The sequence below is a fragment of the Escherichia sp. KTE114 genome (genome assembly GCF_000407765.1).
Lineage (GTDB): Bacteria > Pseudomonadota > Gammaproteobacteria > Enterobacterales > Enterobacteriaceae > Escherichia > Escherichia ruysiae.
On record NZ_KE136626.1, the window covers coordinates 3484615 to 3508594 of the forward strand.

The following is a 23980-nucleotide window of genomic DNA, read 5'->3' on the forward strand; positions in this document are numbered from 1 at the left end:
AAAACCGCCCTGAGGCGGTTTCACACAAAACATTCTGCATCAACGACCAATCACCACAACCTGACCACCATCTCCTTCATCTGCCGTGCTGATCTCCTGCGAAATCACCCGTGACCCCACGCGCATTTCACCGTACAGAACCGGCAGAACATTGCCCTGGGCAACCATGTTATCCAGTGAGGAGAAATAGGTGTTCTGTTTGCCGTTATCCGTTGTCTGTGTACGGGGAGTTCTGGCTTTCGGTGCCAGCATCTGCGCCACACCACCGAGCACCATACTGGCCCCCGCACCATACATTCCTGTAATTGCGGCAGCCCCCAACCAACCTGCAGGGTTCCACCATGCCACCGCAATCAGCGCCGCCCCCAGCACAGCCTGAAAAAGACCGCCACTTTTGGCTCCCGCCAGACGCGGCACAATGTGGATCACGGCACCATTTGCCAGCGGTTCATTAAGACGGGCTGATAATTCAGTTTCACCTGCATCACGCCCGGCAATGCGTACCTGATACCAGCCGTCGCTCAGTTTCTGACGAAACGCCGGAAGCTGTGTGGTCAGCGCCCGGACTGCTTCGGCCCCCGTTTTCACACGCAGGTCGATGCGGCAGCCAAATCGTTGTAAATCCCCGTAAAGGCAGATTCGCGCCATGCCCGGTGACGCCAGAGGGAGTGTGTGCGTCGCTGCCATTTGTCGGTATACCTCTCTCGTTTACTCAGTTGTTCAGGAATATGGTGCAGCAGCTCGCCGTCACCACAGTAAATGGCGGCATGATTCGGCACCGATGAACCAAAACAGCACAGCAGCACATCACCCGGTTGTGCTGATGACAACGGCACCTGATACAGCCCTGTGGCCTCCAGATTATCCAGATAGAGATTCTGGTCGTTACGCCACCAGTCATCCTCACGATGAAAATCCGGCATCTCAATCCCCGCCAGATGGTAAGCGTCCCGGAACAGCGTGTAACAATCCGTCACCCCGTGCTCAAAGCGCCGCCCGGTAAGATGCGGCACACAGCGGAATTTATGAATCGCCCCCCGGCAGACCAGCCACCATGGCAAATCACTCTGCACCTGCAGCCGCCGGTCAGCCTCACTCAGCCAGGGCAGGCCACCGGGGTGGCTGTGGACCAGCGCCACAATCTCACCCTGCATCTCTGCCCGCAGCCAGTCCTCCGGCGACATCCGGAAATAATCCTCCGGCTCACCGGAGATATTCACGCAGGGAAAATATCTTTCCCCTTCCGACGTTCTCACCACGAAGCCGCACGACTCCGCTGGCGCACATCGCCGGGCGTGCGCCAGAATCGCTGATTCTGTCTCTGTCATGGGATTTACTGCGAAAATTTGTTAATGGAAAGGAAGCCGCCAAAGTTGCCGACATTATTGCGGAACTTACAGCCACTCAGGCATTTGCTGCATTTATCCTTCGTGATTTCGGATGTCGGCTGGTCATATTCATCCGCGACCGCCGGACCGTGATAACCGCACTCATCACCGCGATAGGTCCAGGTGCAGGTATTAGCAAGCATGATGCGCCCCGGAAAAACAGCGCCGTCCGTTTCCGTCGGCGTGGACAGTACAAAGGAGGCACTGACCGCGCTCAGTTCGCTGCACTGCTCAATACGCCAGCGGCTGATCACCTCCTGCTCCGGATCGGCGTCACTGTTTCCGTTGACGAAGTTCACCGCATCCAGAAAACGGGCGTAAACCTTACGCCTGACCACCGTTCCGCCGACCAGACTCTGCAGGTCTTCCGCCATCCCGGTGACCATGCCGTGCAGATTAGAGACTTTCAGCGTTGGCCTTGCACTGGCACCTTTGCCGTTCATCTCAAATCCACTCCCCTGAATGGGATAGGCCTGATACTGCCGACTCTGCCAGGTGACAGACTCTCCTTTCTCGTTCTGCTCATTGCAGAAAAAGTAGCGATCCCCGCCTACCTCGGTCAGGTCGATTTCCCAGAGCACCACGCTGGCCGACTGCTCCGCACGAATGCATTCATTCAGCGTTTCCTGTTGTATGTCCTGCATCAGATCACCACTTCGTCAAACTGACACGAAAAATCGGTATAGGTGATATGTTCTGTCGCTGACCACGTTCGACACACCACTCTGATTTTTCTGTTAATACCAGGCGGGCGCCAAAAAAAAGATTTATAGCCTTCATGCCGGGCTAAAAATTTTTCAAATGAATCACGTTCATTCGCCTCAACTTTGAAATCACAGGTGAAAACGCGCAGAGAATGATTAAGTCCATTTGGACTTCGTTGCTCATAACCATCGCCAAATCTTACAGTTTTTATCGATGGTTTATTTTCTGTTTTCATTCCATCCTCTGGTAACCAGTGAAATTCTTCCGTATTAGCCACTTAACATTCCCCCATCACGTCGCATATTTAACAGATTGCCCTGCACCCGCTGATCAACCATCCCCATAAGTGCTTTTATTGCCTGAGGGCCAATCTCTCCATTCTGGCCGTCATTTTGAATAGTGATTTGGTATACAGGGGCATAGGTAATATCTCCGCCTCCATTACCACTTTTACTATTAATAGCTCTGACACCAAGAGAACCATCGGATGTTCGTGTTAATGGCATAATGGCTTCCGGACCAGCCTCACCAAAAACACCAGCCCCTTTTGCAAAAGCAAAAAATTGCGGGGAATCATAAATACCGTTCGAATACGTGTTCAATGACGGAGACTCATAAACACCGCCCTTTGCATTCGGAATAAATTTACTAATAGCACTCCCGATAGTTCCTAAAATCCCCCCCGAAGAACTGTTACTAATGCTGTCGAAAATCCCAGTAATTGAAGCCTTTAATGCTATTCGACTAAGATCCGAAATCACGGAAGTAGCGAAAGAACGAAAATTTGCCTTGCCTGTCGTGACAAAATCACCCAGCGCATCGGTCATTCCATCAAACATCTGAGTCGTGGTTGATTTTATCTGCTCACTGATATCCTTAGTGTCATCCAGCCAGTTATTGAATCCCTGGGAGGCACCACTAACCCAGTCTCCTGCCTGAATATCGAGCTGCTCGTTTTTCTGTCTGACAATTTCTTTTTCTCGTTCCAGAGCATCATTCAGAGCCTGCATTTTCTCCTGAAAAACATGATTTGACATCCCACGGGATTTATCTGCATAGTCACGTTCAAGTTGCAGACGCTGATTGTTATATTCACGTTCAATCCGCAGTAATTCCTGCTGGCGTTGCTGATTTTTATCGCCAACCCCATAACCAGCAATCTGAATATCATATCCCTGTTGACGATTATCAATCGAAGCCTGCAATAAATCACGCCATGCAGCTATTTCGGCGGATTCCTTGATTAGCCTGTTATTTTTTTCAATCGCAACATTTTTCTCCATCAACGCGGTTATTTCTTCCCGGTGTAAGAGAAGCGATTTCTGATCCTGGGTTAATTTCGATGACGGTCGTGACTCCAGGTCGGCAATCTGCTGACGCCACTTAACCAGTTCCTGTTCAGAGGAACTTAATTTAACGGTTAATTCAGTTTGTGAACTTAGTAACGCATTCTGTTGATTCAGATGATCAATCATTCGTTGGGCAGCATCATCCGAATAACCTTTCGCCTTTGGTTGCTTTGGATCTTTATAACGCTCATTTATTTGAGCGATAAAATTATTATATTCTTCCTTTGAATACTGACTCTTTAGCTTTTCCAGTTTTGCAAGTTCACTAGCTCTCTGCTGCTCCCGGGTCTGATATTGTTTTGAAAAGGCATCTGCTCTCTGTCTGAGTTCAATTCCTTCCTGTTGTCGCTTGTTGTAATCGTTTATTGATGAATTTAGGACGTCCTGAGCAATTTTTTCTGCTTGAAGTACGCCCAATTGCTGCTTTAATCGTGCCAGCCTTTTATTTTGAGCTCCGCCATCTCCAATGCCACCTAACCCGAAAACTCCGGGTCGGGTATTTTTTTCTATTTCATCAATTTGACGGAGAACATCTGAGATTTTTTGATCAAGGGAGGCCTCACGGCCAATGTCCAGCATGGAATCCCATGCCCATTTTGCGGAGTCTGCGACAGCTTTCCATGCAGTCTCAAGATAACCAAGATTTTCTTTAATCTGGTTGGTGCGCTGGATCATTGAGGATGAGTATGCTTCTGTCGCAATGCGGGCGGCCTCCTGCTGGTTCCCTTCATCCTGTAGCGCCTTAATCTGGTTATAAGTCGCAATTGTCAGAAAATGGTACTGATCATTAAGTTTTGATATGGCACTGACAGGATCCTTTGCAATTTCATTGAAGTCATTAACCAGTTGTTCGGTTGATATTCCTGTTACTTCGCTCGTTTTTACTATCGCTGTCGTCACTTGCTCCAGCGAACTGCTCGCTACCTTTCCCGAACGCACAAGCTGGTTTAATACTGCCGCCGCAGCGCCAGTTGTCGAATCAGCCGCATTCCCGGCACGTTGAGCTATATCGGCCAATTGCCCGCTGGTTGTCCCCAACTGATTTCCGGTAAGAATAAGAGATTTATTAAATTCGTCCTGCTCCTGAGAGCCTTTATAGTAAGCCAGCCCTAAGACGCCAACGGCTGCTGCGGCCAGGGTAAAAGGATTAATTAATCCCAGCACATAAGAACCAACACCTTTGATCGCCGGGCCAATCCCACCGAACATATCTTTTAGCTGGCCGCCCTGCTGCATTAACACCATAAAAGGCGACTGACCAGTGGACAACCCAACAACAATATCCGTCATTTGTGCAGGCAACATGCGCATAGCAAAAGCCGTTTGTTTTGCCGACATTCCGGTTTTGCTTAATTGAGATTGAGTAACCTCAAGCTCACTCCGCATAGCACGAAGTTTTCCAGAAAGTTCCTCATACATTTCAGGAGAGAGCATCCCCTTAGCTTTTGCTTCATTGAGCTGTTTCTGTTGTTCTACCAGACGATTAAAAGCAGTTCCGACAGGGTCAAGTTGAGCAATCAGACGTTGCAAAGCAGCAACCTGTTCATCATGCGCTTTTGCTGCTTCTCGCTCTGCCTGAGCCTCTCCGGTAAGCTCTCGCCGTGTTTCCTGTATTTTTCGGCTATAATTCTCAAACTGAGAACCATTTATTTTCCCGGATGCAAACGCAGCATTAAGTTCATCCTGCTGTTGTTCAAGATTTCTTAGCGCCGCAGCCAGAGGGTCGATCTTGTCCAGCATTCTTTGAAAGGCCTGAGCCTGCGCTTCCTGCTGGGCGGCAGCAAGTTTTCCGGCCTTCTCGGCTTCTCTCTGCGCTTGCGCAACCCCGCTCAATTCCTCTGTGGTTTCATTAAGTTTACGGACAAGAAATTCATATTCTTCTTTATCAATAAGCCCTTTATCGAAAAATTTCTTTAATTCAGAATAGCGTCGACCGACAGTATCAATTGCGGCACCAACTGGATCAATAGCTGCTTTTAATTTTGCGAGCGCGTTCTTCTCATCTTCTGTTGCCTTAGTCACTTTCCCTGCGCTATTTGCAGCAGTTTCCCCGGCCTGCGTCATTTTGACTAATGAGGAGGTCAGATTGTCAGCATTATTTTTTGCTCCAGTGCTATCAATAATTATTGCGAGACGCGAGGTTTGCTCTGCCATTTATTAAAACTCCAGACAACAAAAAGCCCACCGAAGTGGGTTTCAGGCGACATAATAGTAGATATAGCGATTACGAGGCCACGCAATGCTTTTCTCCAGGAGCATCATCGATTTAATTAAAGACACCATCACATCTCTGTAACAGAGTGTACGTAATTAACAACTACACACACTGATCCTGAAAATACTGGTCATCCAGTGCAAAGATCACTGCTTCAAACTCATCGCGCTCAATCAATACCGGATGAGTGGCTAAATATTCATTTATCTCTGTCAGAGATAAAGGCAAAGGCACCCCGGTCATTCCAGCATAACGTCGGGCACGGGATATTACCGAATAGGCGTACAACAATTCCTTAAGCACCGGGTCTATTTCTGGTTCCGGTATCGGTGGCAACCTGAGTTTTTCTCGCTTCCATCTTGCCTTTTCCCCCCTTTCTCCCCCGAACTCCGATAACCACCGCTGGGCGGCTATGGCTTTTTTATCGTATCCTGCTTCTGCTGCTCTTTACCCTGGGCGATGCTGGCTGCTTCTGCAAGGATCTGCCAGTACAACTCTGGATTCTGCTTAAGCAGCGCGATCCCTCGTTCTGGCGTATATTCCAGTGCAACCTCAGCACCATTAACCAGTTCACCAACCCCTTTCCAGTCTTTCAGCAGATAACGAGCAGCATTATCAATGAGTAAATCATCAACAGAATCTACCTCGGAAACCTTTGAAATATCAAACTCCTTCGTTCCGACGTGCAAACTGGCATCCATTTTCTCAATGTGACGACGGATTAATGCATTACGGGAGCGATACTGATCGTTATCGCTGCTTGCCACCAACAGTTTTAACCCGTCTACAGGTTTTAAGTCCTTCATTGGCGTAAACCAGCGTTCTCCACCGATGATAATTTTCTGATTAAGAATAAACATCCATAACCTCATTCAATGCGTCCCCCTGTAGTGCAGTACCACAGGGGGAATAACGGAAAATCAACTAATCGCATCAGCACTGGCTTTTGCGATCACGGCAGTCGGGGAGCATTTTTTTCTGGTTATCGTAGGTGCTTCATCTGCTGCGGTAATGCTCAATTGAACCTGGATAATGTCAGTATTACCCCCATCAGGCCATTCACCTGACACCTGAACCTTCGGGAAACTGAAAGTGTATGCCCCCTCTCCATTCGAAAGCGTGAAGCTGAACGGAACTGTTTCTCCAGTCAGTGTTTTACTCCAGATTTCCCACGCGGCTTTAGACCATGAAAGCGTCACCGTACCGGACGGTGTAAAAGTAGTCGGAATATTTGCTCCTGCATAAGGCGAGCCAGTCCCGATACAACGCTGTGTCTGGAGTTTGTTATCGAACTGAATATCAAAACTGTCGATACAAAAACCGTTACCTCCGGCAACACCATTCAGGCTTACTGCTGAAACCTCCTTAAACGAATAGCGTAACTTTCCTGCACTATCCACAGGTTTGCCTTTGATAAAATTCGTATCATCGGCCTTTGTTTCCCAGCCCAGCCCGGCAAAGGTTACGGTCGCTGTAATATCGCCGTCGTTAGGGATCTGCATTTTCCATGAGCCAACCTGCGCTCCTCTGACGACAGAGGCAATTCCGACATCGGACGCATAGGTCGCCAGAGAAAATGTTATTCGCTCATTCCCCATTGTCAGAGAATCGCCTGACCATTCCGCGCCGAAACAGGATGCAAGAAAATCATCATGTTGACCCCAGCGAAATTTGGTACCAACATCACCGCCGACATCCACAGTGCCAGGCGTCGCCCCCTGAGCCATCCGGGAGCCACCAATCTCATTATTTTCGCCTTTATTCTGGGTGGGTTTTACTCCCCAGCTTGTGCGTTTTAATAAACTCCAGTCACCACTTGCTGGCGTAGTGCCTGCAACTGTCTCCCGGATAAATGCCGAGATAACCTTTGCACCTGAACTCACAGAAGCCTCCTATGTCATTAATTGCGCTAGAGCGCGCGATATGGAATTTGAAGATTAAGCTGGAACCAGCCATTCTTTTCGCCGACGGCTATTGAGGAAACAGCCTGGTAACTGAGACGATCGTCATCCTGAAACTCAAACAGTTCCCGCAATTTATCGGCTGTCTCAGTAATGAGTTTTGAACCAGAACCTGCGGGGACAAATAACTGAATAATGATTATCCCCGTGCGATAAACAACCGGCCCCGCGCCAATTTCATTAACCCCAGCCTGCCCGGGAATATTACTTAACCGCGCCCAGATTAACTTACCGGAAGGATCGAACGTTGGCCCGTTCGGATACAATACGTCTTTTCCATCAATAATCGTCTGTGCCGTCATTCTGGAAATAACCGTATTTCTGATTTCAGTAAACTTCATTTGTAAGCCTGTAAAACACCATAAAAAGCGTTGGCATACACGCCAGTTGGCGCTTGTTGTGAATGACCGTTTTCAAGAGCCTCTGCATAAGGAAGGTTATTCTGGATATAAATAACCCCGTAATTTGCAGCTTTCGAAATAACCCCGATCCCACGCTGAACAGCAATCGTACCGTTCGGATCCACGTTATCAGATATACCAAAATCGGGATGCTGTAACGACACCAGGTTGTTATTTCTGAAATGTCCGGTATCAACCGGAGCAGCAATATCAATAGCAGTAAGAATCTGCATAGCGATGTAGCGAATCTTCAGCCCTACATCTTCCTCAATCATCCCGGCAAATATTGACGGTTCTATATCCCATGCCTTTGCCATTTACGCTCTCCTTAACTGGATAGAGTAAACTGATGCGGAAGGATCTAAACTTGCTGTAATTACCTCGTATCGTTGTAACTGCCTTGATACAGGATCATAAATCTCAATAATATGGTCGACAGCTGGTTTATCCGTAACCTCGCATACCAGAGCGGTTAATTTAAGGTCACCATGCAAAATATTAATCCCATCAATTCTGCCCAGCTTATAACGTGTCAACACGCCTCGCCCGGTATAGATTGCGGTGGATTCGCCGCCAGTTTCCGTCACAGGATCCCAGTGCCGGTGCGTAACGTAAGAACCAGAAAAATCACTCACGGCGTCCGCTAAATCCTCATCAAAAGCAGCGGCAACCTCTGACTGAATCTCTTCACGAAGCCCCATTATCCCCCCCTCACAACCCTGACTTGTGAGCGACTAAGTCCGTACGGTTTCAGCAGTGCTATCGCAAGCTGTAAATCGGGTTCAAGCAATGCAGTGCTGTTTGCTGGCAACTCAGAAAATGATTTCGATACACTGACCCCGTCAGCCGACACGGCTTTACTGATAACAACGCCAGAATCATTTTTCTGCTGAAACAACTTACCGAATGAGGCAATTCTGGCTGCATATGCTCCCGCAAGTTTTACCTCTTCCGGAATACGGGATGGGTTAATTTTCAGGTTGAAGCCATTAAGCCAGGCATTAGCCATTAAAACAGCTTTATTTTTAGCGTTCTCACTCGTCCAGGCGTTCCCAAACGCATTATCAACGTCATCACAGGTCACGTAAGTGATCATGTGTTACTCCTGAGTTTTCCAGCCCATAGCCTTCCAGTTGTCAACTTCATCAGGATGAACATTAGCGATAGTTGGTGCGCCGGGAAACATCTGATAATCGGTCACCATAACCACTAACTCAATTTGCGTTTTTTGTGCGGCTTCACGCTGTGCTCTTTGCTCTTTAGTTAATCCGGCCATATGCCCCCCATTAAAAATGGGGCCGAAGCCCCGTTTGAATGTTTAACCAAGAATCAGACAACCATGTGCCGGCTTCACTGATGAAACACCCCATGCCAGTCCAACTTCATAGCGCACCTGGCGATACTGACGATACAGTGCAATCTGGAACGTAATCCCTGAAATCGGGTCCGTAACATTCATTACATCATCAGCATTATCGCCACCTTCCGGCATTGCCGGAGTACGGGATGCCAGCAGAAACGCGTTGCGATCAAACGCCATATTTGCAGTAAAGGCCCCAACAACTGTGATGGCAGTATCATCGGCCAGATCCTGACGCAGTCCGGGCGCTGCAAGAGTAATCAGATTGCTGGTCGCTGCTGCCACAACATACTGATTCGGATCACCAGCGAACGTAACAATCTGACCTGCAGAAATACTCCCCGAACCAGTATCAATGGAAATAAGAACATCGCCTTCTTTTTTCTCTCCATTCACGAGATAACCAGTTGCAGCAACCTTTGGCGCTCGTTTCACACCTGCCGAACTGTGAATATTGAATCCCTCCAGACGCCCCAACACGCCCTCACGCAGTAGCTGTTCAGTGCCGGATTCATTCACTTTAAACAATACAGACTGTTTTCCGCGCAAATTAGCAATGGCAGTGGAGCCAAGCACCATCTGCAGATCGGTTGTCGGTGCGCCGTTATCCTCCAGAACCTGACGAGCCAGAGCAGCATCAGAAAGATCATCTTTAACACCAAACGGCGTTGTCCCTGCGGTTCCCACGGCGCGGGAAGCACCGAAATACAACGCACCAAGATCAGCCTCAACCTCGTTTGCAAGGGCGCGAAAAGCCTGCTTGAACTGATCAGCCAGAATGGTGTTGTAAGTCCCTGAAGGACCAAGAGCCAGTTGTTCTTCACCATTCCATTTAACCGGTGCCATTTTGGATTTAGTAATTTTTACATCAACAGTGCCAATATTTTGATCACCGGTATTCGGAGCTGACGGCCCCGGTACGATATCTTCGGTTTTCGCCTCAGGCGCAACTGGCGCGGTTACCGTCTGATCTTTTGCTGCGGCGTCAGCTTTTGCGTTTTTTGCTACCGCAGGGATAAAACCTACCTGCTCACGGGATACAACATCCAGGGCGGTATAAATAGTCGGGATCAACCCGGTCAGGGTATTTCCAGCCATAATTAAATATTCCTTAAAAATTTGCGTAATTGTGAATAGATGGAGTAATGAGCTATCCAGCCCTGACACCAGCTCCCATCCGGAAGCTGACAAATGTGTTAATCAACGATTGTGATACCGTCTTTCAATGCGTTTTGCTTACCTGCAACATCCAGTGCATCAAAAGCAGAGCGTTTCATCGTTTTCTGACCAATATCATGCTGTGTCGGACGGGAGCCGCCGCCATTGTTGCCACTGGCTTTCAGGATGTAGTCTTTCTGAGGGTAATTTTCGACAAGGAACTCCAGCGCCTCATCAAACTGCGCCAGTTCGCCAGGCTTCGCGCGGGAATAAATTTTGTTGCCGGAAGCGTCATAAGCAACGATCCTCCCTTCTTCCACTTTGAATGCCTGCCCGAAGCGTGATTGTAATAAATCTGCCGGGATCGCAATTTTATCGGCAATATATTTTGAACCCGCAAAACTACCGCCAATCATAGAATCGTAAAGCTGCTTCTCCAGCATCTGAGAGCGTTGCTTTTCTTCATCTAATTGCTGCTGAAAATTTTTCGTAATTTCTGCCTTAACCTGGTCAACCTGTCCCGCATCGAGCAGCTTTTTCTGGTCGATTTTTGACAGCATTTCCAGTGCCTCGATCGCCTTCTTCGGGTCTTCGATAGCGGCAAACTTAGCCAGTTTTTCCTCTGCAGCTTCTTTAGCCAGGCGATGATTTTTTGCCTCGCTATTAAGCTCTGTAATTTTTTTTGTCGCCAGCGGTGCATCGAAGCCAATTTCTTTACCATCGTCGTGCACATAAACTGGCAGGCCAGCAGTATCAATTTCTGCGTATTGTTTTCCGTTAATCTCGACCGTTTTCAGTTTCATATTAGTACCTGGTTTAAGTCTTCCGACAGTTACGCTGCTCACCATCCGGATCGCAGCAATAAAAAAGGCCACCCGAAGGTAGCCTGTTGTAATAAATGATTTATTTAAATCCCTGCTTTTCTGAATACCTGTGCATCACGCTCACGGAGCTGCTTCAGCGTCAGCCATTCGCCTTTATCGGTGTAAAATTCATCTGGCGACATACCACCATCCCGAATCAGCTTTGCTCGGGTTTCCCCCACAATCTGTTTTTGTCTGGTGTAAGGCTGACGCAAAAACCATTCCCTGTAGGTTGTATCTCCGGCCACCACGCCATCCATGCTGGCCCGCTCAGCCGGGGAAATATCGCGAACATCAATACCCAGTTCCTTCGCTGATTTCAGAATGAACGTTTCCGTTGAGCGGCAGCAGAAATGAATTTTTCCCGGCCCCTGCAAATAAGGCACGCTGTGACCTACAGGTTTATTATTCAGCGTATATTTGAGGCGATCCCTGATTCGACATTGTGGCGTAGTACGATTATCAAGCGTTGATAACCATTGCTTACCCTTAATCAAATCATTATTCGCGCTGGCAAAACTCTCACGGGCAGTAGCAGCAAGATGTCCAACCGCTGTTTTTGCAATGCTGGCCGCATTAGCCCGGCTCATCTGCAATGCACCATCCTGAAATCCCTTACTGACATGTCCCCGAATTTTTCTTGCGATCTGCTCATTGGTATCCCCCAGCAAAAAACCCTGACGCACTGTATTTGTTATGCGTCTGAGCCGATCCGCCTCAAGATCTGAGGCCCACTCACTGAGCAGTCGTCCCTGAAATGGTCGCGCCATTGCAGCGGCATAAAGTGCATCAGGAGAGATACCAACCAGAGGGTGAACATCAGCAACAAAATCAGGTAGCATAGAATCAAACAGACTTAACTGATAACCAGCCTCATAAATTGCCAGCTCGTTCAGCTCTCCGGAGAGACTGGTAAACATGCTGTTAATAGCAGTGCGGTTAACCTCTCTGACGCTCGCCAGAAGTGACTCCAGGCGCTTAACGGTAAAACTACCTGGATCGAGGCTGTCCAGTGCTATCAGCAGGCGAGCAGTAAGTTCCGCATCGCTGTCATTCAGTATTTTCACCATTCTGGCAGCCACGCCAGTGCTATAGCGGGATATCCAGACTGCATGAGCAATTGATTCATCACGCAGCCGTTCATTCACGGTTTGCATCATTGATTTCCATCAGCATTACACTCTGATTTTTTAATTCATCGATCACTTCCTCTGGACGGGAATCCTGATCGATAAATTTCAACGCCTGCAACACCCGAATCGCATCAATCTGACGTATATCACCGCCCTGACGCAATGACTGAACAGCCAGCGCGGAGGATGAGTCAAACACCTGGGCAGATACATCCAGTTCAGTGCGCACATCCACATTGCCACCGCAACTCTCTCCGATCCATTCCGCCATTATCTGGAGAATATTATCGAGGGCATCTTCGAGGGAGTTCGCCATTGTATAAAGCGGCGAGTTTTCCTGCATTCGCTCTTCATTAGTCTGATCAACAGATTTGGTGGATGTATTTTCAGCACGCAGAAGTTTAGCGCCGGCATGACGCATCTGATTTTCCAGCTTCTCAAGTGATGTTTCGCCAGATTCTATCGCTGCGCCACTATGTTCAACATATTCGAGGCCATTTTTTGTTCTGTCCTCAAAAATCGTAGCGGTGGATGCACCAACCGTCAGTTCTTCATTCCTGTCCAGCCCGTAGGCCACCAGCAATGGAACGCGGGCAACATGAAGAATATTGTCCTGCTCGCTCTGGCTTTGCCAGTGCTTGATATTCAGCAAGCCAAGATTAAGCAATGGCGGTGTACCACGCATAAATCCTGTTTTCTTCGTGTACAGTGTTACCAGAGGAATATCATCACGGCTGGTATTCCATGACTCATGAAGCGTCCAGACAGATTCGCCATTAGTGCCTTCGCTACGTCGATAAATTTCAACTCGACGGGGCATAATATGGCGGATCTGCTCCACCTTCTTCTGCCCGAAATCATCACCATCAATAATGATGACCTCTTTTATACGCAAATCAGTGAGAACAACTTTCCCTTTTTCAACTTTCGATTTCCATCCAATAACCTGGCGTGGATTCAGCATCGTAACGTACGGACGACTACCGGCCGCGTTTTCATCGGCTTTTGTCCGAATCTCTTTCATATCCGTTCGTGGATAGTCCACCAGCGCATGTGCCACACCATACTGAAATGCGAGGCTGAAAAATTGCTGCGCCCACACATCCAGTCGGCTTCCCTCCATGTCGATATTTTCTGCATATTCTCTGATTTTTGCCGGCGTTTCCTCACTCAATACTGTCGGCTCTGCAAATATGCGCCCAATATTTTGCTTGATGCTTTCTTCATACACAGGAAGTAGCGTAGCCACAGACAGGCGTTTTTTATAAGCGTCTTCATCTTCGTTAGGCCATTTTGGGAGATAATTTTCCCCCTGCCTGCGCATTTCAAGCGTACCGCCCATCAGTGCGTCGTTAATATCCCACGCCTCCAGCATATCGTTATAGTCGAGGTTGGGTGTTGATATATCAGCCATAATTAAATCCGAAGTGATGTGACTCTTCCGGTCGGTTTGACAATAGGGAATTGCTTAACGATGAAATAACCTCCGGCATCATTCGGGTGATCATTGCCAGATTTTTTATCAGGCTCCCCCTTCTCATCCCAGACCTGTTGCTCCAGAGATTCGGCATATAACGGGCAACGCTTCACATTAACTTTATAGCGACGCTCACCATTGGCATTGCAGAACATTGCATTCATTGAGTTAACGCGATCTTTTACTGGCGGGTTCGAGCTGTTCACCACAACGTTAAAACCAGCCTGCTTAAGCTGGGCTATATCCGTCGTACTTGCGTTACTTGATTTTCTGGAATCCCCGGAAGCATCTGGATAAATATAAATTTCCCTCACTTTCCGGTAATCATTCCCATCATACAGCCAGAAGCGTTCTTTAATGATGCGGATCATATCCGGCGTATCGTAGGCATTGATGATTTCAGTTACCGCACATGGAAGCCCCAAACGCAGCACATGGACGATTCCCGCCATCTTTCCAACGTTAAAATCCATCCCAATATAAATCGGCTCCCCTGGCTGCTCCACTTCTTCGCAATTATTCAGTTTCCGGTCAAACTGATGGTAAACAGTACCACTTGTCAGGTTAGTAAACTGTCCTCGCAGATAGGCTTTAATCAGCTCTGGAGGGTATGATTCAAGAAGCGAAGGAATGTAATCTGCTGGCAGGTTCTTTTCATTATCGAAAGTAGATGCCTGCACCAGACCATACAGTGAGGCCAGCTCTGTTTTTTCACGCACGGCTTTAACAAACTGCTCGTAGACAAATTTGAATCCTTCCGGCGTGGTTGTAACGTCAATACCGTTGCGAAGTCCATCAATCTTATAACGCATACGCGCAATTATCTTGCGCCACGCCGTTCTGGCTTTTTCCTTCGGCAAAATGTCCAGTTCATCCACCAACGCATTACCAATTTTGAAACCGACGATCGTTTGTGGCTTCTCCATCGATCTGCAGATAGTGGTTCCCCGATACTGGCGTCCGTAATAAAAGTGAACCTCTTTATTTCCCTCATTAATTTTTACGTTCAATCCCCAGTCAGCAGCAACTTCTTCCACTGTAGGGTAAAAAATATCGCGAATTTGGGGATACGTTGGCGCAAAATATCCCTGATTTATACCTGGATGCTCCCAAATCCCCTTGCATATGCCGCCACACCCAACCCATGTTTTGCCCGAGCCAAAACCAGCAATATAGGCTTTAAATTTATGGGGCATTGAAAGAAATCGCGCCTGAGGCACATTAAGCGTCGGAGAGATCATCTTCATCACTCCTTACTCTGGCATCAACCACATTAATATTGATCGCCACAGGCTGGGGATGTTCATTATCTTCCACCGTTTCGATCTCTTTGCGCAGCTTCTGGTTTTCCATTCTGCGCCGTTCAATTTCCAGTTCCTGTAGCCGCTTATCTGCACATAAAGCCCCGCCAGCAGAAAGCAAACGCAACAATTCACGCCGGGCGGCAGCCTTATCCTCCAGCAGGATCTCAACGCCGAATTTTCCGAATTTTGCCCCTGCATATAATTGCCGCGCATCCCCATCAAGCAGAGTGGTATCAGCCATATAAAGCTGTCCCGTTCCCTCACCGCAGCACTTCGGGCAGTCCGGATTGGGTATGGCGTTATCAACAAAGCCGAGGCCTCCATATTCCGGTTCGGGTTTGCCATCTCTGGAAGCCTGCGCCGCTGCCTTGTCGAATTCTGCTATATCGCGCCACTGGTAGAGATGATTCTCGCCCCAGCAATAACGGCAGTTAACACGGCGAAATTGTGCAAGCTGATTGGGGTCGGCCAGGACAATAGCCATCAACTGACTCACTAGTAAATCCAGGTCTGCGGTATAGCGTTTCTGGTACTGATTGCGGAAGTAGCTGATAGCGCGAAAAACCCTGGCATTTCTAAGCATACGACTGGCGTTGCTGTTAGCTGTCGCACCTTGCCCCTCATAACCGGCTAGTCGGTACGCCTCTGTCGGCTTTTTACCCTGAGCAACAAGCATCGCAAACTTAGCCTGCTGGTCAGAAATGCCGAATTCATCGGGACAGAACGAAAATTCCTCCGCGTCGCCCTCATTCAGGCCCGCATCGAATACTGGCTTTTTTTCCTGAGATTTTTCGTTCCGCTTTTGTGCAGTCTGCGCAGATTTTTTCTGCGCACTTTTTTGCGCAGTTTTGCACATTTCTGTCTGCGCATTTTTCGGAGTTTTTTTGATGTAACGACGGGCTGTTGCGTAATTCAGTCCCCTTGCTTCACACCATGCCACCGGAGATATACCGGAGCGGGTGTATTCAGCAATATACTCCTGCTGCAACGCCCCCCAGTCCGGTCTGCTCATCAGTTAGTCCTGATTTTTATCCACCCTGAGTAGTTCGCGCAGAGCAAAGGCATCCCCTTTTCTGGCAAGCTTAAACAATGCCGCTCGTAACTCGGCTTCACCTTTCGCTCTGCCCTTACGGATGGCCGCATAAAAATCTGTCATTGCTTCCCGATTTTCTTTCAGTCGGTTCAGATCAACATCCAGAACGTCAGCGATTTGTTGTGCAGTCATCCGGCACGCTGCCAGAGACTCGACTTTCGAATACGGAATCATTTGTCACCCCCATTGATATGCAGGGTGTCTTCTTCCTGTATTTTTCGTGAAGGATTTTTACTGCAGCGTTGTTCCAGGTGACCTGATGGTGAATGCGTTTATGGCTGGCACCCATCAGTGAGATTTTTACGCACGACGGCGCATACATGACGGAGTAAAAACTTTTAACGTAGGTTCCGGAATCCAGATACAGCTCGGTCATTCCGCCGCTGTTTTTCTGCGTCTGTTTCTGCCCTAACTGGACAGCACCGATCGTCATAAACAATTCACCACAGCGACCGAGATTCGTGTACGTATTCACATCCTCGTTAATGCGCCCCATGAATGAGAACGGTCGATCAACCGAACAGATAAAGCTGTTCATTGCCTTGCGTTTCACCCACGAAGCATGGCCGCCATTGTCACCAAGAAAATCCCCGCCCTGCGACATAGCGATGGAAAGAGCAGGTATTGATTCGTAGTACGCCAGCATTTCAGAAAGGATCGCATCCAGTTTCCTTATCGGAAAATAGGCCTGGTCATAGTTGCGATCCACCCGAAACTGGAACTCGTGATAATCATCATCGAGCTGAATGAAGTATTTACACCCGACCAGTTTTGCCAGGTCGAAACAGGCATTACGGGCGTAAAAAATTGAGCGGCGGTCACAGAAATTATCGGCTTCGTCAAAACGACTGGCGATATCGGCTTTGGAAAACACCAGCACCTGTTCACCAAATTCAGCCATGTACTGATTCCGTGTCTTATCTTCATCATCAACAACGATAAAAATTTTCCCGGTATAGCCAGCACGACGCAACGTCCGGTAAGTCAGAACTTTGTCCGGTCGCCCGTGAGTCAGAATAAAGGCGCAAAAATCATCACGCATATTCCTCCTCCTCACCACCATGCATGATCTCCACCATGCGCTGCGTCATCCGGACAAATCCATTTTCAATAGCCTGCTGATAATCAATGATCACCAGCGCCGACTCCTCGAAAAAACACTGAATTTCAGAGGGGGCGTGAGCGTAATAGTCCGCAATTCTGCTGAAATTAAACACCGTGTGACGTTCTGCCGCACACAGGAGGAATTTCTCAATATCAGGCTCAAGGGACGCCGAACGTATCCGGCTGATCAGCTCCTGAGTTTTCGTATCGTCGTACAGTTCACTGATATCCGGTTTACCGCCCGACGGCTCATAAACAGGCGTATCAATTTTCGTCGTATACGGCTCCTCCTCATTTCCTGTACCGGGCAAAACATCCGTCAACAGTTCATCAATTTCTGTCGGGATGAAGCCTGTCAGGGAGACATCAAAATCAGCATTGATTAGGTCCGACAGCTCCATCCGCAACAGATCTTCATCCCAGCCAGCATTCATCGGCAGGCGATTATCTGCCAGGCGGTACGCCTTTTTCTGCTCATCCGTCAGGCCAGACAGAACAATGACCGGAACAGAATCCATTTTGAGCATTTCAGCCGCCATAACACGACCGTGACCCGCAATAATTTCGCCCTTTTCGTCAATCAGCACCGGATTAGTCCAGCCGAATTGCTTAATACTTTCTACCAGTTGTGCCACCTGCTCAGGGCTGTGCGTCCTGGCGTTGTGCGCATACGGTGACAATTCTTGTAATGGGCGATAGACTATCTTTAATTTCTCGCTCATACAGCCTTGCTTTATGAATAAAACGCACCCCAGCAGCCAGTGCTACTGGGGACGGAGGGGTTGCTGGTAAAGTTAGGTATTGGATCAATGAGTGAGTCAACATAATATTAAACTCACAATTATAAATCAGCCATATATTAGGAGCGCCAAAAAAAACCTGAAAACAATATAATAACAGGATAAATTTCAAGGCGACCAAGAATCATAGCTATGCACATTAAACATTTTGCAATGTCATTAAGCACTCCGAATGACGATGCAGTAGCCCCAAAACCTAATCCCATATTATTAATACATGCAGCCACTGTTGCAAATGATGTAAGAAAATCATATCCCATACCATTTAACACCAGTATAAAAAACACCGTGAAGAGAGTATAAAGAAAAAAGAAACTCCATACAGACCTCATTACACGATCTGTAACTATCTTCCCTCCTACATTTACACTCAACAACGCTCTGGGATGAGAAAGCTGATTTATCTCGTGTTTGCTTTGTTTGAAAAGTATAAGAAATCGAAGTGACTTAATTCCACCACAAGTTGAACCTATACATCCCCCAAAGAAACTTGACAACAGCAAAAACACTATCGTGTGCGTGGGCCAACTTGCATAATCCTGCGTAGCTAAACCATTATCAGTGAGCATGGAGCTGGCAAGAAAAAACGAATGAATAAAACTTCCATGCAAGTCATACATACCTATATGCCAGACCTGGAAAGAGGTAACAATGATCACCCCTAAGGCTATTAACAGAAAGAAACGAAGTTCAATATCTCTGATTAAAGGTTTTATCGTTTTCCTGCTAATAACAATATACCAAAGAGTGAAGTTGAAAGCCGATAGCAGGGAAAAAGAACCAGCCACCAGCTCAACCAAATAGTTATTAAAATATCCGATACTCTCGCTATGAGTTGAGAAACCACCAAGCGAAACTGTGGAAATCCCGTGACAAATAGCATCAAACAAAGGCATTCCTGCAAGTCTATAACAGACAATACAAGCAATACCTAATAAAGAATAAGTTATCCACAGTGTCCGTGACGTATCGGCCAGGCGGGGAGTGAGTTTGTCATCCTTAAATGGCCCCGGCATTTCTGACTGATAAAGCTTTGCACCACCAATACCCAATAATGGCAATACAGCAACCGCCAGAACAATAACTCCTAAACCACCTATAAAATTTAACTGTGACCGATAGTACAAATATGCCCGAGGTAATGAACTAACATCATCAATTACAGTTGCTCCTGTTGTTGTTATTCCAGAAACCCCTTCAAACAGAGCATCAATGAACGTTAAATTAAGTTCTGAGTCAATCCATAAAGGGAATGCACTAATAACAGAAAACAAAATCCAAAACATTACAATTATAATAAACCCATCACGGGTACGTAATTGAATGCCAGATTTCTTAGTTGTATACCACGCTCCGCCACCAATGCAAAAAAATATAACGAAAGTTATAAAGAAAACGAACAGGCTTTTTTCTTTATAAAACAATGCTACAACCATTGGTGGCAACATTGAAAGACTATAGAGCCAAACCAGGAACCCACACATATGAGTAACAACTCTTACATGAGATGTATTCATATCTAAATATTCTTTCAATTATAACCACCTTGCTGCAATATTATGATTATACTGTATAAAATTTAACTCCTCTTAGATCTTACTTCACTGTTCCTTATGAAACAATCATCAAAATGAATCATATTGTAGTTAAGATTTTACTTTAAACACTGCTCGGTTATGTATTGCTGAGCACCTTCAAGTTGGGCCTGCATCATTACCAGTCGTTCCCGGAGGGTGAAATAATCCCGTTCAGCGGTGTCTGCCAGTCGGGGGGAGGCTGCATTATCCACGCCGGAGGCGGTGGTGGCTTCACGCACTGACTGACAGACTGCTTTGATGTGCAACCGACGACGACCAGCGGCAACATCATCACGCAGAACATCATTTTCAGCTTTCGCATCAGCTAACTCCTTCGTGTATTTTGCATCGAGCGCAGCAACATCACGCTGACGCATCTGCATGTCAGTAATTGCCGCGTTCGCCAGCTTCAGTTCTCTGGCATTTTTGTCGCGCTGTTCTTTGTAGGCGATGGCGTTATCACGGTAATGATTAACAGCCCATGACAGGCAGACGACGATGCAGATAACCAGAGCGGAGATAATCGCGGTTACTCTGTTCATTGCTGACCCCACAAACAGATTTCACGCTCAATCTCACGACGAGTCATGAGACCTTTCCATTGCTTACCGCCAGCATATGTCCAGCGACGTAGCTGATCACATGCGCCTTTGATATCGCCCTGGTTTATTTTGCGAAGAAGCGTCGATGTTCTGAAATTGCCAGCACCCACGTTGTAAACGAATGAGTAAAGAGCGCCGCGCGTTGTTTCCGGTATATCGACTTTGATGTACGGGTTAATTTGTCTGGCGACCGTGGCAAGGTCTTTATTCAGGAGGGCTTTGCATTCTGCTTCGGTATACGTTTTACCGGGAATGATGTCTTTTCCGGTGTGTCCGTGACATACAGTCCATACACCAACGATATCTTTATATGGTATGTAGCTGACACCTTCCAGACCATCGTTACCACTTGGGCCAGTGATTAACACTGATGCTATAGCAATTGCTCCGCCACCAATAGCAGCAGCAACGGCTTTTCGTAATGATGGAGGCATTATTCACCTCTCGCAGCCTTGCGCTTATCTTCTTTAATCTTGAAATAAAGGTTTGTCAGGTACGTCAGCAGGCCAAATACCAGACTACCCAGCACACCGATTGCAGCCCACTGTGACGGAGTTACTCTATCGAGCAACTGTAAAAACCAGTAGCCAGCACTGCCTGCGGAGGTGCCATAGGCGACACCCGTTGTTAACTTATCCATGGATTTCATAACCCCCACCTCGCAGATGCGGGCGCTGTGTAATGGAAACAAAAAATGGCCACCAGCGGCCCGTAAAAAACACCCCGTCAAAAGCACCGGCATCCGCAGATGCCCTTTGCGTGGCGTTATTTGATGCGCGCCAGATGTGGCGCAAAGAAATGAAATAAGACTTATCGAAAATTAAGGTCAATTTGATGATTTAAACCACTTCTGAAGCTTAGTAGTATGAACATGTCCCCAGAAGGGGGCCAATACTTATTATTCTTCATGGACTTTGTCCCGCGGTCTTAATCCGACGACCGCGCTACTTTTTCACCCTCTCGCAAATTGCTATCTAAAGGACTTTGTCCCACGAGTATTCCAGGATGCTCGTGTCTTTTTTTGTCCTGAGGAAGGAATAAAAAAAACCGCCAAATATGGCGGTTGGTCACTGCATGAGATAAATCATTTTATTGTAATAAGAATCGAGGTGTCGGGTGCCTCCCGAAATATCCATCTCTACAACAGATATTGTGATTCCCCGCCAAACCACTATCTAAACCACCCTCGCACTGAGGAACACCTCTGCGGTGCTTTTACAACACCAGAATGATGCATCACCGACCCTGCCAGGAAATACAAAATCTCCACCGATAATGCACCATTCTGCTGCCGTAAAAAAATTAGCACTGTGACTACAACCGACCTCCAATCATAGTCAGAGAACGGATTGTCTTTTTAAAACAACCCACCCCACGTAATAAAAAATACGCCAGTGCCACGATACAATAAGGCTTGTTTCTCTGGAGCGGGTAGCGGGAATCGAACCCGCATCATCAGCTTGGAAGGCTGAGATAATAGCCATTATACGATACCCGCATATGGTGCCGACTACCGGAATCGAACTGGTGACCTACTGATTACAAGTCAGTTGCTCTACCTACTGAGCTAAGTCGGCATTGGTTCTTCAGGGGAGCGATATCACCGAGCAAAGAAGAGTTCCCCCTCAGAACCGTTTTCGATAATACGATTTAATATTCCAATCGCAACAACACGTTGCGTCAAGTTATGTAAATTTATTTATATGTTTTTATTTTATGTGAATAATTCACTTTCACTTAAAATATATACAACAACATATAAATAAATTTATTTTGAAGGCGATGATTAAATGTCGTTTCTGATATCACACCACAGAAACAACAAAACCCGCTCGATGGCGGGTTCTATTAAAGTTTAATTGCGCTTGATTCGCCTCGCGATACAGCTTTGCGAAGCGTAGCAAAATTGAAGCAGTTTATGCGTAAAAAATCAAGCCGTTTTTTGAGCGAATGATTCTCGCATGGGAATGTATAGCGCATACTCAGCAACGGCCAACCAATTAGCAATTCGCTTTTCGCATGTGCTAAAACACCACTCTGGGTGTGCATCATTTAGCAATTCAGCCATTTTGCGTTTGGTCATCCCCCGCCCCTCATACCGTTGCCGAAGGACGCTAATCAATCCTGGATGCTCTGCCAGCACCTCACTTATGACCCGATCAATACATAACGCCTCTGCATCAGTACAATGCGCCAGCCAGCTCTTTTGCTTACCGTTAATCATATCCCGCAAAAAAGCCTCAAGTTCAGACTTGTTCAGACCTGCTTTTTTCATCCTCCGGAGCGCCTCGTTAATTGCCGTTTTTGTCAGCTTTTTAGAGGCCAACAACTGGTTGAACATATTCCCCGTCTTACCGCCGCCAATATACGACCAGCGCCCCCACATGCGCAGTTTTCCCTGAATCCAGACACTTTCCAGCGTGGTGAGACGAAGGTGTTCCCCGCTTTTGCCTGTATTTGTTGGGTAAATCATAAATAACCTTCCTTTCTCCAGATTTCTTGCGTGCGAAAAACACCTTCTGCATGCATCAGGCGTAAATCTTCTTTGGTGTAATCGCTTGTTTTTACCCGCCCGTCGATTAAATCGTGGCATGAGCTACAGGCAATCGCCGCCTGCATATCGTGTGGTTTTGTCGCTGTTCCGCACGTTCCCGCCAGTCGGTAATGCGCCAGCACAGACGTTTCCGGATCGTGATTGCAGTAGCCAAGAATTCTGACGGTGCACATCCGCCCCCGCGCCGCTTTACGTAAATCCACCATTACGCAAACTCCAGCAGCTGCGCGGCCACATTTTCGACTTGTTCCGGAGAGGAAAATTTACGGAACAGAATCCAGTTCCACAGCACATTCAGAACAGATTTATAAACCTGCTGAAACTCGGTTTCGTCCATATTCGCAAAAGCGATAGATTTTGCCCGACGCCCGCGGCTACCGTCCGGATAAAAATGTTCGGTGTAAAATCCAGCCTGAATGGTTACCCACTCGCGAAAAGCCTCAAACGACTTTAGCAATGCCGTATCCCGGGTTCTGCGTGTCGCAACTGTATTCAGATATTGCTCTGCGGCATCACTCAGGGCTGGCGTGTGTTCCCGACCAACTGATTCGCACAGGTAATCAACGAAACCAGACAGCAGTTCTCGTTCGCGAGGCGTGATCGCCCCACCGACCGGAGTCCAGTAATCGAATCCCAGTTGCAGGAGTTTGAAAAAACGCTTGTGGAATGCGTAGTTACGCACACGCTTAAAGTCTGCGTGTATCCACTCGCCTATTTTGATTTGATGCAGAAAATCACAACTCTCCGGCGTCGCCGGGAGAAGTAATCCGGAAGAGGTTTGTTTGACCAGTTGTATATGCGCCATTTCTTAATCTCTCGATGGCGCAGCGCAGCAGATGCCAGTTGTTCAGGCTGACATATGAAGTATAAATAAACTGGCTCCAGTGTAAAGCCCCACCTTAATGGAATAAAAACCAAAAAACAGATTGCTGGGAT

The 23980-nt window shown here is 47.4% G+C and carries 29 protein-coding genes and 2 tRNA genes; all 31 read right to left on the reverse strand.

Annotated features, from left to right (window positions below):
- Nucleotides 1–39 precede the first annotated feature (39 nt).
- Nucleotides 40–588, reverse strand: a complete 549-nt coding sequence (locus tag WC5_RS04750; protein ID WP_001578257.1) for a tail assembly protein — start codon at nucleotides 586–588, stop codon at nucleotides 40–42.
- Nucleotides 585–1328: a C40 family peptidase gene (locus tag WC5_RS04745; RefSeq protein ID WP_024192234.1), complete on the reverse strand. Its 744-nt coding sequence runs from the start codon at nucleotides 1326–1328 to the stop codon at nucleotides 585–587. The genes WC5_RS04750 and WC5_RS04745 overlap by 4 nt, the downstream gene beginning before the upstream one ends.
- Before the next feature lie 5 nt (nucleotides 1329–1333).
- Entirely contained in the window at nucleotides 1334–2032 is a 699-nt protein-coding gene (locus WC5_RS04740; protein WP_016231722.1) for a phage minor tail protein L, read from the reverse strand.
- Complete coding sequence (locus tag WC5_RS04735; RefSeq protein WP_000024051.1) at nucleotides 2032–2370, reverse strand: phage tail protein; 339 nt, start codon at nucleotides 2368–2370, stop codon at nucleotides 2032–2034. The genes WC5_RS04740 and WC5_RS04735 overlap by 1 nt, the downstream gene beginning before the upstream one ends.
- Nucleotides 2363–5596 carry a phage tail tape measure protein gene (locus tag WC5_RS04730; protein WP_016231723.1) on the reverse strand — a complete coding sequence of 1078 codons (3234 nt, stop codon included), beginning with the start codon at nucleotides 5594–5596 and terminating at the stop codon, nucleotides 2363–2365. Before WC5_RS04730 ends, WC5_RS04735 begins: the two co-directional genes overlap by 8 nt.
- Nucleotides 5597–5759: 163 nt before the next feature.
- Nucleotides 5760–5960 (reverse strand): hypothetical protein, encoded by a 201-nt coding sequence (locus tag WC5_RS25420; protein WP_032284309.1) that lies wholly within the window; start codon nucleotides 5958–5960, stop codon nucleotides 5760–5762.
- 107 nt (nucleotides 5961–6067) lie between these two features.
- Nucleotides 6068–6427: a phage-derived protein YdaY family protein gene (locus tag WC5_RS04725; RefSeq protein WP_122452218.1), complete on the reverse strand. Its 360-nt coding sequence runs from the start codon at nucleotides 6425–6427 to the stop codon at nucleotides 6068–6070.
- 150 nt (nucleotides 6428–6577) lie between these two features.
- Nucleotides 6578–7540: a phage tail tube protein gene (locus tag WC5_RS04720; protein WP_001551060.1), complete on the reverse strand. Its 963-nt coding sequence runs from the start codon at nucleotides 7538–7540 to the stop codon at nucleotides 6578–6580.
- 26 nt (nucleotides 7541–7566) lie between these two features.
- Nucleotides 7567–7959, reverse strand: coding sequence for a phage tail terminator-like protein (locus WC5_RS04715; RefSeq protein ID WP_000673077.1), 393 nt, complete (start codon nucleotides 7957–7959; stop codon nucleotides 7567–7569).
- Nucleotides 7956–8336: a hypothetical protein gene (locus WC5_RS04710; protein WP_016231724.1), complete on the reverse strand. Its 381-nt coding sequence runs from the start codon at nucleotides 8334–8336 to the stop codon at nucleotides 7956–7958. Before WC5_RS04710 ends, WC5_RS04715 begins: the two co-directional genes overlap by 4 nt.
- A complete protein-coding gene (locus WC5_RS04705) occupies nucleotides 8337–8720 on the reverse strand; it encodes a hypothetical protein (RefSeq protein WP_016231725.1) in 384 nt (127 codons plus the stop codon).
- Nucleotides 8720–9115, reverse strand: a complete 396-nt coding sequence (locus WC5_RS04700) for a hypothetical protein (RefSeq protein WP_000634214.1) — start codon at nucleotides 9113–9115, stop codon at nucleotides 8720–8722. Before WC5_RS04700 ends, WC5_RS04705 begins: the two co-directional genes overlap by 1 nt.
- A 3-nt stretch (nucleotides 9116–9118) precedes the next feature.
- Nucleotides 9119–9295, reverse strand: a complete 177-nt coding sequence (locus WC5_RS25580) for a hypothetical protein (RefSeq protein ID WP_000908084.1) — start codon at nucleotides 9293–9295, stop codon at nucleotides 9119–9121.
- A gap of 42 nt (nucleotides 9296–9337) precedes the next feature.
- The gene (locus WC5_RS04695) at nucleotides 9338–10477 is read right to left on the reverse strand and encodes a major capsid protein (protein ID WP_000918487.1); all 1140 of its coding nucleotides are present in this window, start codon (nucleotides 10475–10477) and stop codon (nucleotides 9338–9340) included.
- A 98-nt stretch (nucleotides 10478–10575) separates the two neighbouring features.
- Entirely contained in the window at nucleotides 10576–11340 is a 765-nt protein-coding gene (locus tag WC5_RS04690; protein WP_001551057.1) for a DUF6651 domain-containing protein, read from the reverse strand.
- Between the two features lie 104 nt (nucleotides 11341–11444).
- Complete coding sequence (locus tag WC5_RS04685; protein WP_001363932.1) at nucleotides 11445–12557, reverse strand: phage minor head protein; 1113 nt, start codon at nucleotides 12555–12557, stop codon at nucleotides 11445–11447.
- Nucleotides 12541–13947: a DUF4055 domain-containing protein gene (locus WC5_RS04680; protein WP_001551056.1), complete on the reverse strand. Its 1407-nt coding sequence runs from the start codon at nucleotides 13945–13947 to the stop codon at nucleotides 12541–12543. The genes WC5_RS04685 and WC5_RS04680 overlap by 17 nt, the downstream gene beginning before the upstream one ends.
- Nucleotides 13948–13949: 2 nt before the next feature.
- Nucleotides 13950–15251: a terminase large subunit domain-containing protein gene (locus tag WC5_RS04675; RefSeq protein ID WP_000625348.1), complete on the reverse strand. Its 1302-nt coding sequence runs from the start codon at nucleotides 15249–15251 to the stop codon at nucleotides 13950–13952.
- Nucleotides 15232–16326, reverse strand: a complete 1095-nt coding sequence (locus WC5_RS04670) for a terminase small subunit (RefSeq protein WP_000089448.1) — start codon at nucleotides 16324–16326, stop codon at nucleotides 15232–15234. Before WC5_RS04670 ends, WC5_RS04675 begins: the two co-directional genes overlap by 20 nt.
- 3 nt (nucleotides 16327–16329) lie before the next feature.
- On the reverse strand, nucleotides 16330–16539 hold the full coding sequence (locus tag WC5_RS04665) for a hypothetical protein (RefSeq protein WP_000126788.1): 210 nt from the start codon (nucleotides 16537–16539) through the stop codon (nucleotides 16330–16332).
- A complete protein-coding gene (locus tag WC5_RS04660) occupies nucleotides 16517–17449 on the reverse strand; it encodes a GREB1-related protein (RefSeq protein WP_001204037.1) in 933 nt (310 codons plus the stop codon). Before WC5_RS04660 ends, WC5_RS04665 begins: the two co-directional genes overlap by 23 nt.
- The gene (locus tag WC5_RS04655; RefSeq protein ID WP_001291094.1) at nucleotides 17442–18233 is read right to left on the reverse strand and encodes a ParB/Srx family N-terminal domain-containing protein; all 792 of its coding nucleotides are present in this window, start codon (nucleotides 18231–18233) and stop codon (nucleotides 17442–17444) included. The genes WC5_RS04660 and WC5_RS04655 overlap by 8 nt, the downstream gene beginning before the upstream one ends.
- A gap of 137 nt (nucleotides 18234–18370) precedes the next feature.
- Nucleotides 18371–19828, reverse strand: coding sequence for a Trk system potassium transporter TrkG (gene trkG, locus WC5_RS04650; RefSeq protein ID WP_001097895.1), 1458 nt, complete (start codon nucleotides 19826–19828; stop codon nucleotides 18371–18373).
- Between the two features lie 137 nt (nucleotides 19829–19965).
- Nucleotides 19966–20430, reverse strand: a complete 465-nt coding sequence (locus WC5_RS26190; RefSeq protein ID WP_001551054.1) for a lysis protein — start codon at nucleotides 20428–20430, stop codon at nucleotides 19966–19968.
- Nucleotides 20427–20924 (reverse strand): lysozyme RrrD, encoded by a 498-nt coding sequence (gene rrrD / locus WC5_RS04640; RefSeq protein WP_001551053.1) that lies wholly within the window; start codon nucleotides 20922–20924, stop codon nucleotides 20427–20429. The genes WC5_RS26190 and rrrD overlap by 4 nt, the downstream gene beginning before the upstream one ends.
- Nucleotides 20924–21139 carry a phage lysis protein EssD gene (gene essD, locus WC5_RS04635; protein ID WP_000839599.1) on the reverse strand — a complete coding sequence of 72 codons (216 nt, stop codon included), beginning with the start codon at nucleotides 21137–21139 and terminating at the stop codon, nucleotides 20924–20926. Before essD ends, rrrD begins: the two co-directional genes overlap by 1 nt.
- A 774-nt stretch (nucleotides 21140–21913) precedes the next feature.
- A tRNA-Gly gene (locus tag WC5_RS0122635) sits at nucleotides 21914–21988 on the reverse strand.
- A 3-nt stretch (nucleotides 21989–21991) separates the two neighbouring features.
- Nucleotides 21992–22067, reverse strand: a tRNA-Thr gene (locus tag WC5_RS04630).
- Between the two features lie 353 nt (nucleotides 22068–22420).
- Nucleotides 22421–22963, reverse strand: a complete 543-nt coding sequence (locus tag WC5_RS04625; protein ID WP_000640136.1) for a DUF1133 family protein — start codon at nucleotides 22961–22963, stop codon at nucleotides 22421–22423.
- Complete coding sequence (locus WC5_RS04620) at nucleotides 22960–23250, reverse strand: DUF1364 domain-containing protein (protein ID WP_001551052.1); 291 nt, start codon at nucleotides 23248–23250, stop codon at nucleotides 22960–22962. The genes WC5_RS04625 and WC5_RS04620 overlap by 4 nt, the downstream gene beginning before the upstream one ends.
- Nucleotides 23250–23849 (reverse strand): DUF1367 family protein, encoded by a 600-nt coding sequence (locus WC5_RS04615; protein ID WP_000940316.1) that lies wholly within the window; start codon nucleotides 23847–23849, stop codon nucleotides 23250–23252. The genes WC5_RS04620 and WC5_RS04615 overlap by 1 nt, the downstream gene beginning before the upstream one ends.
- Between the last annotated feature and the right edge of the window lie 131 nt (nucleotides 23850–23980).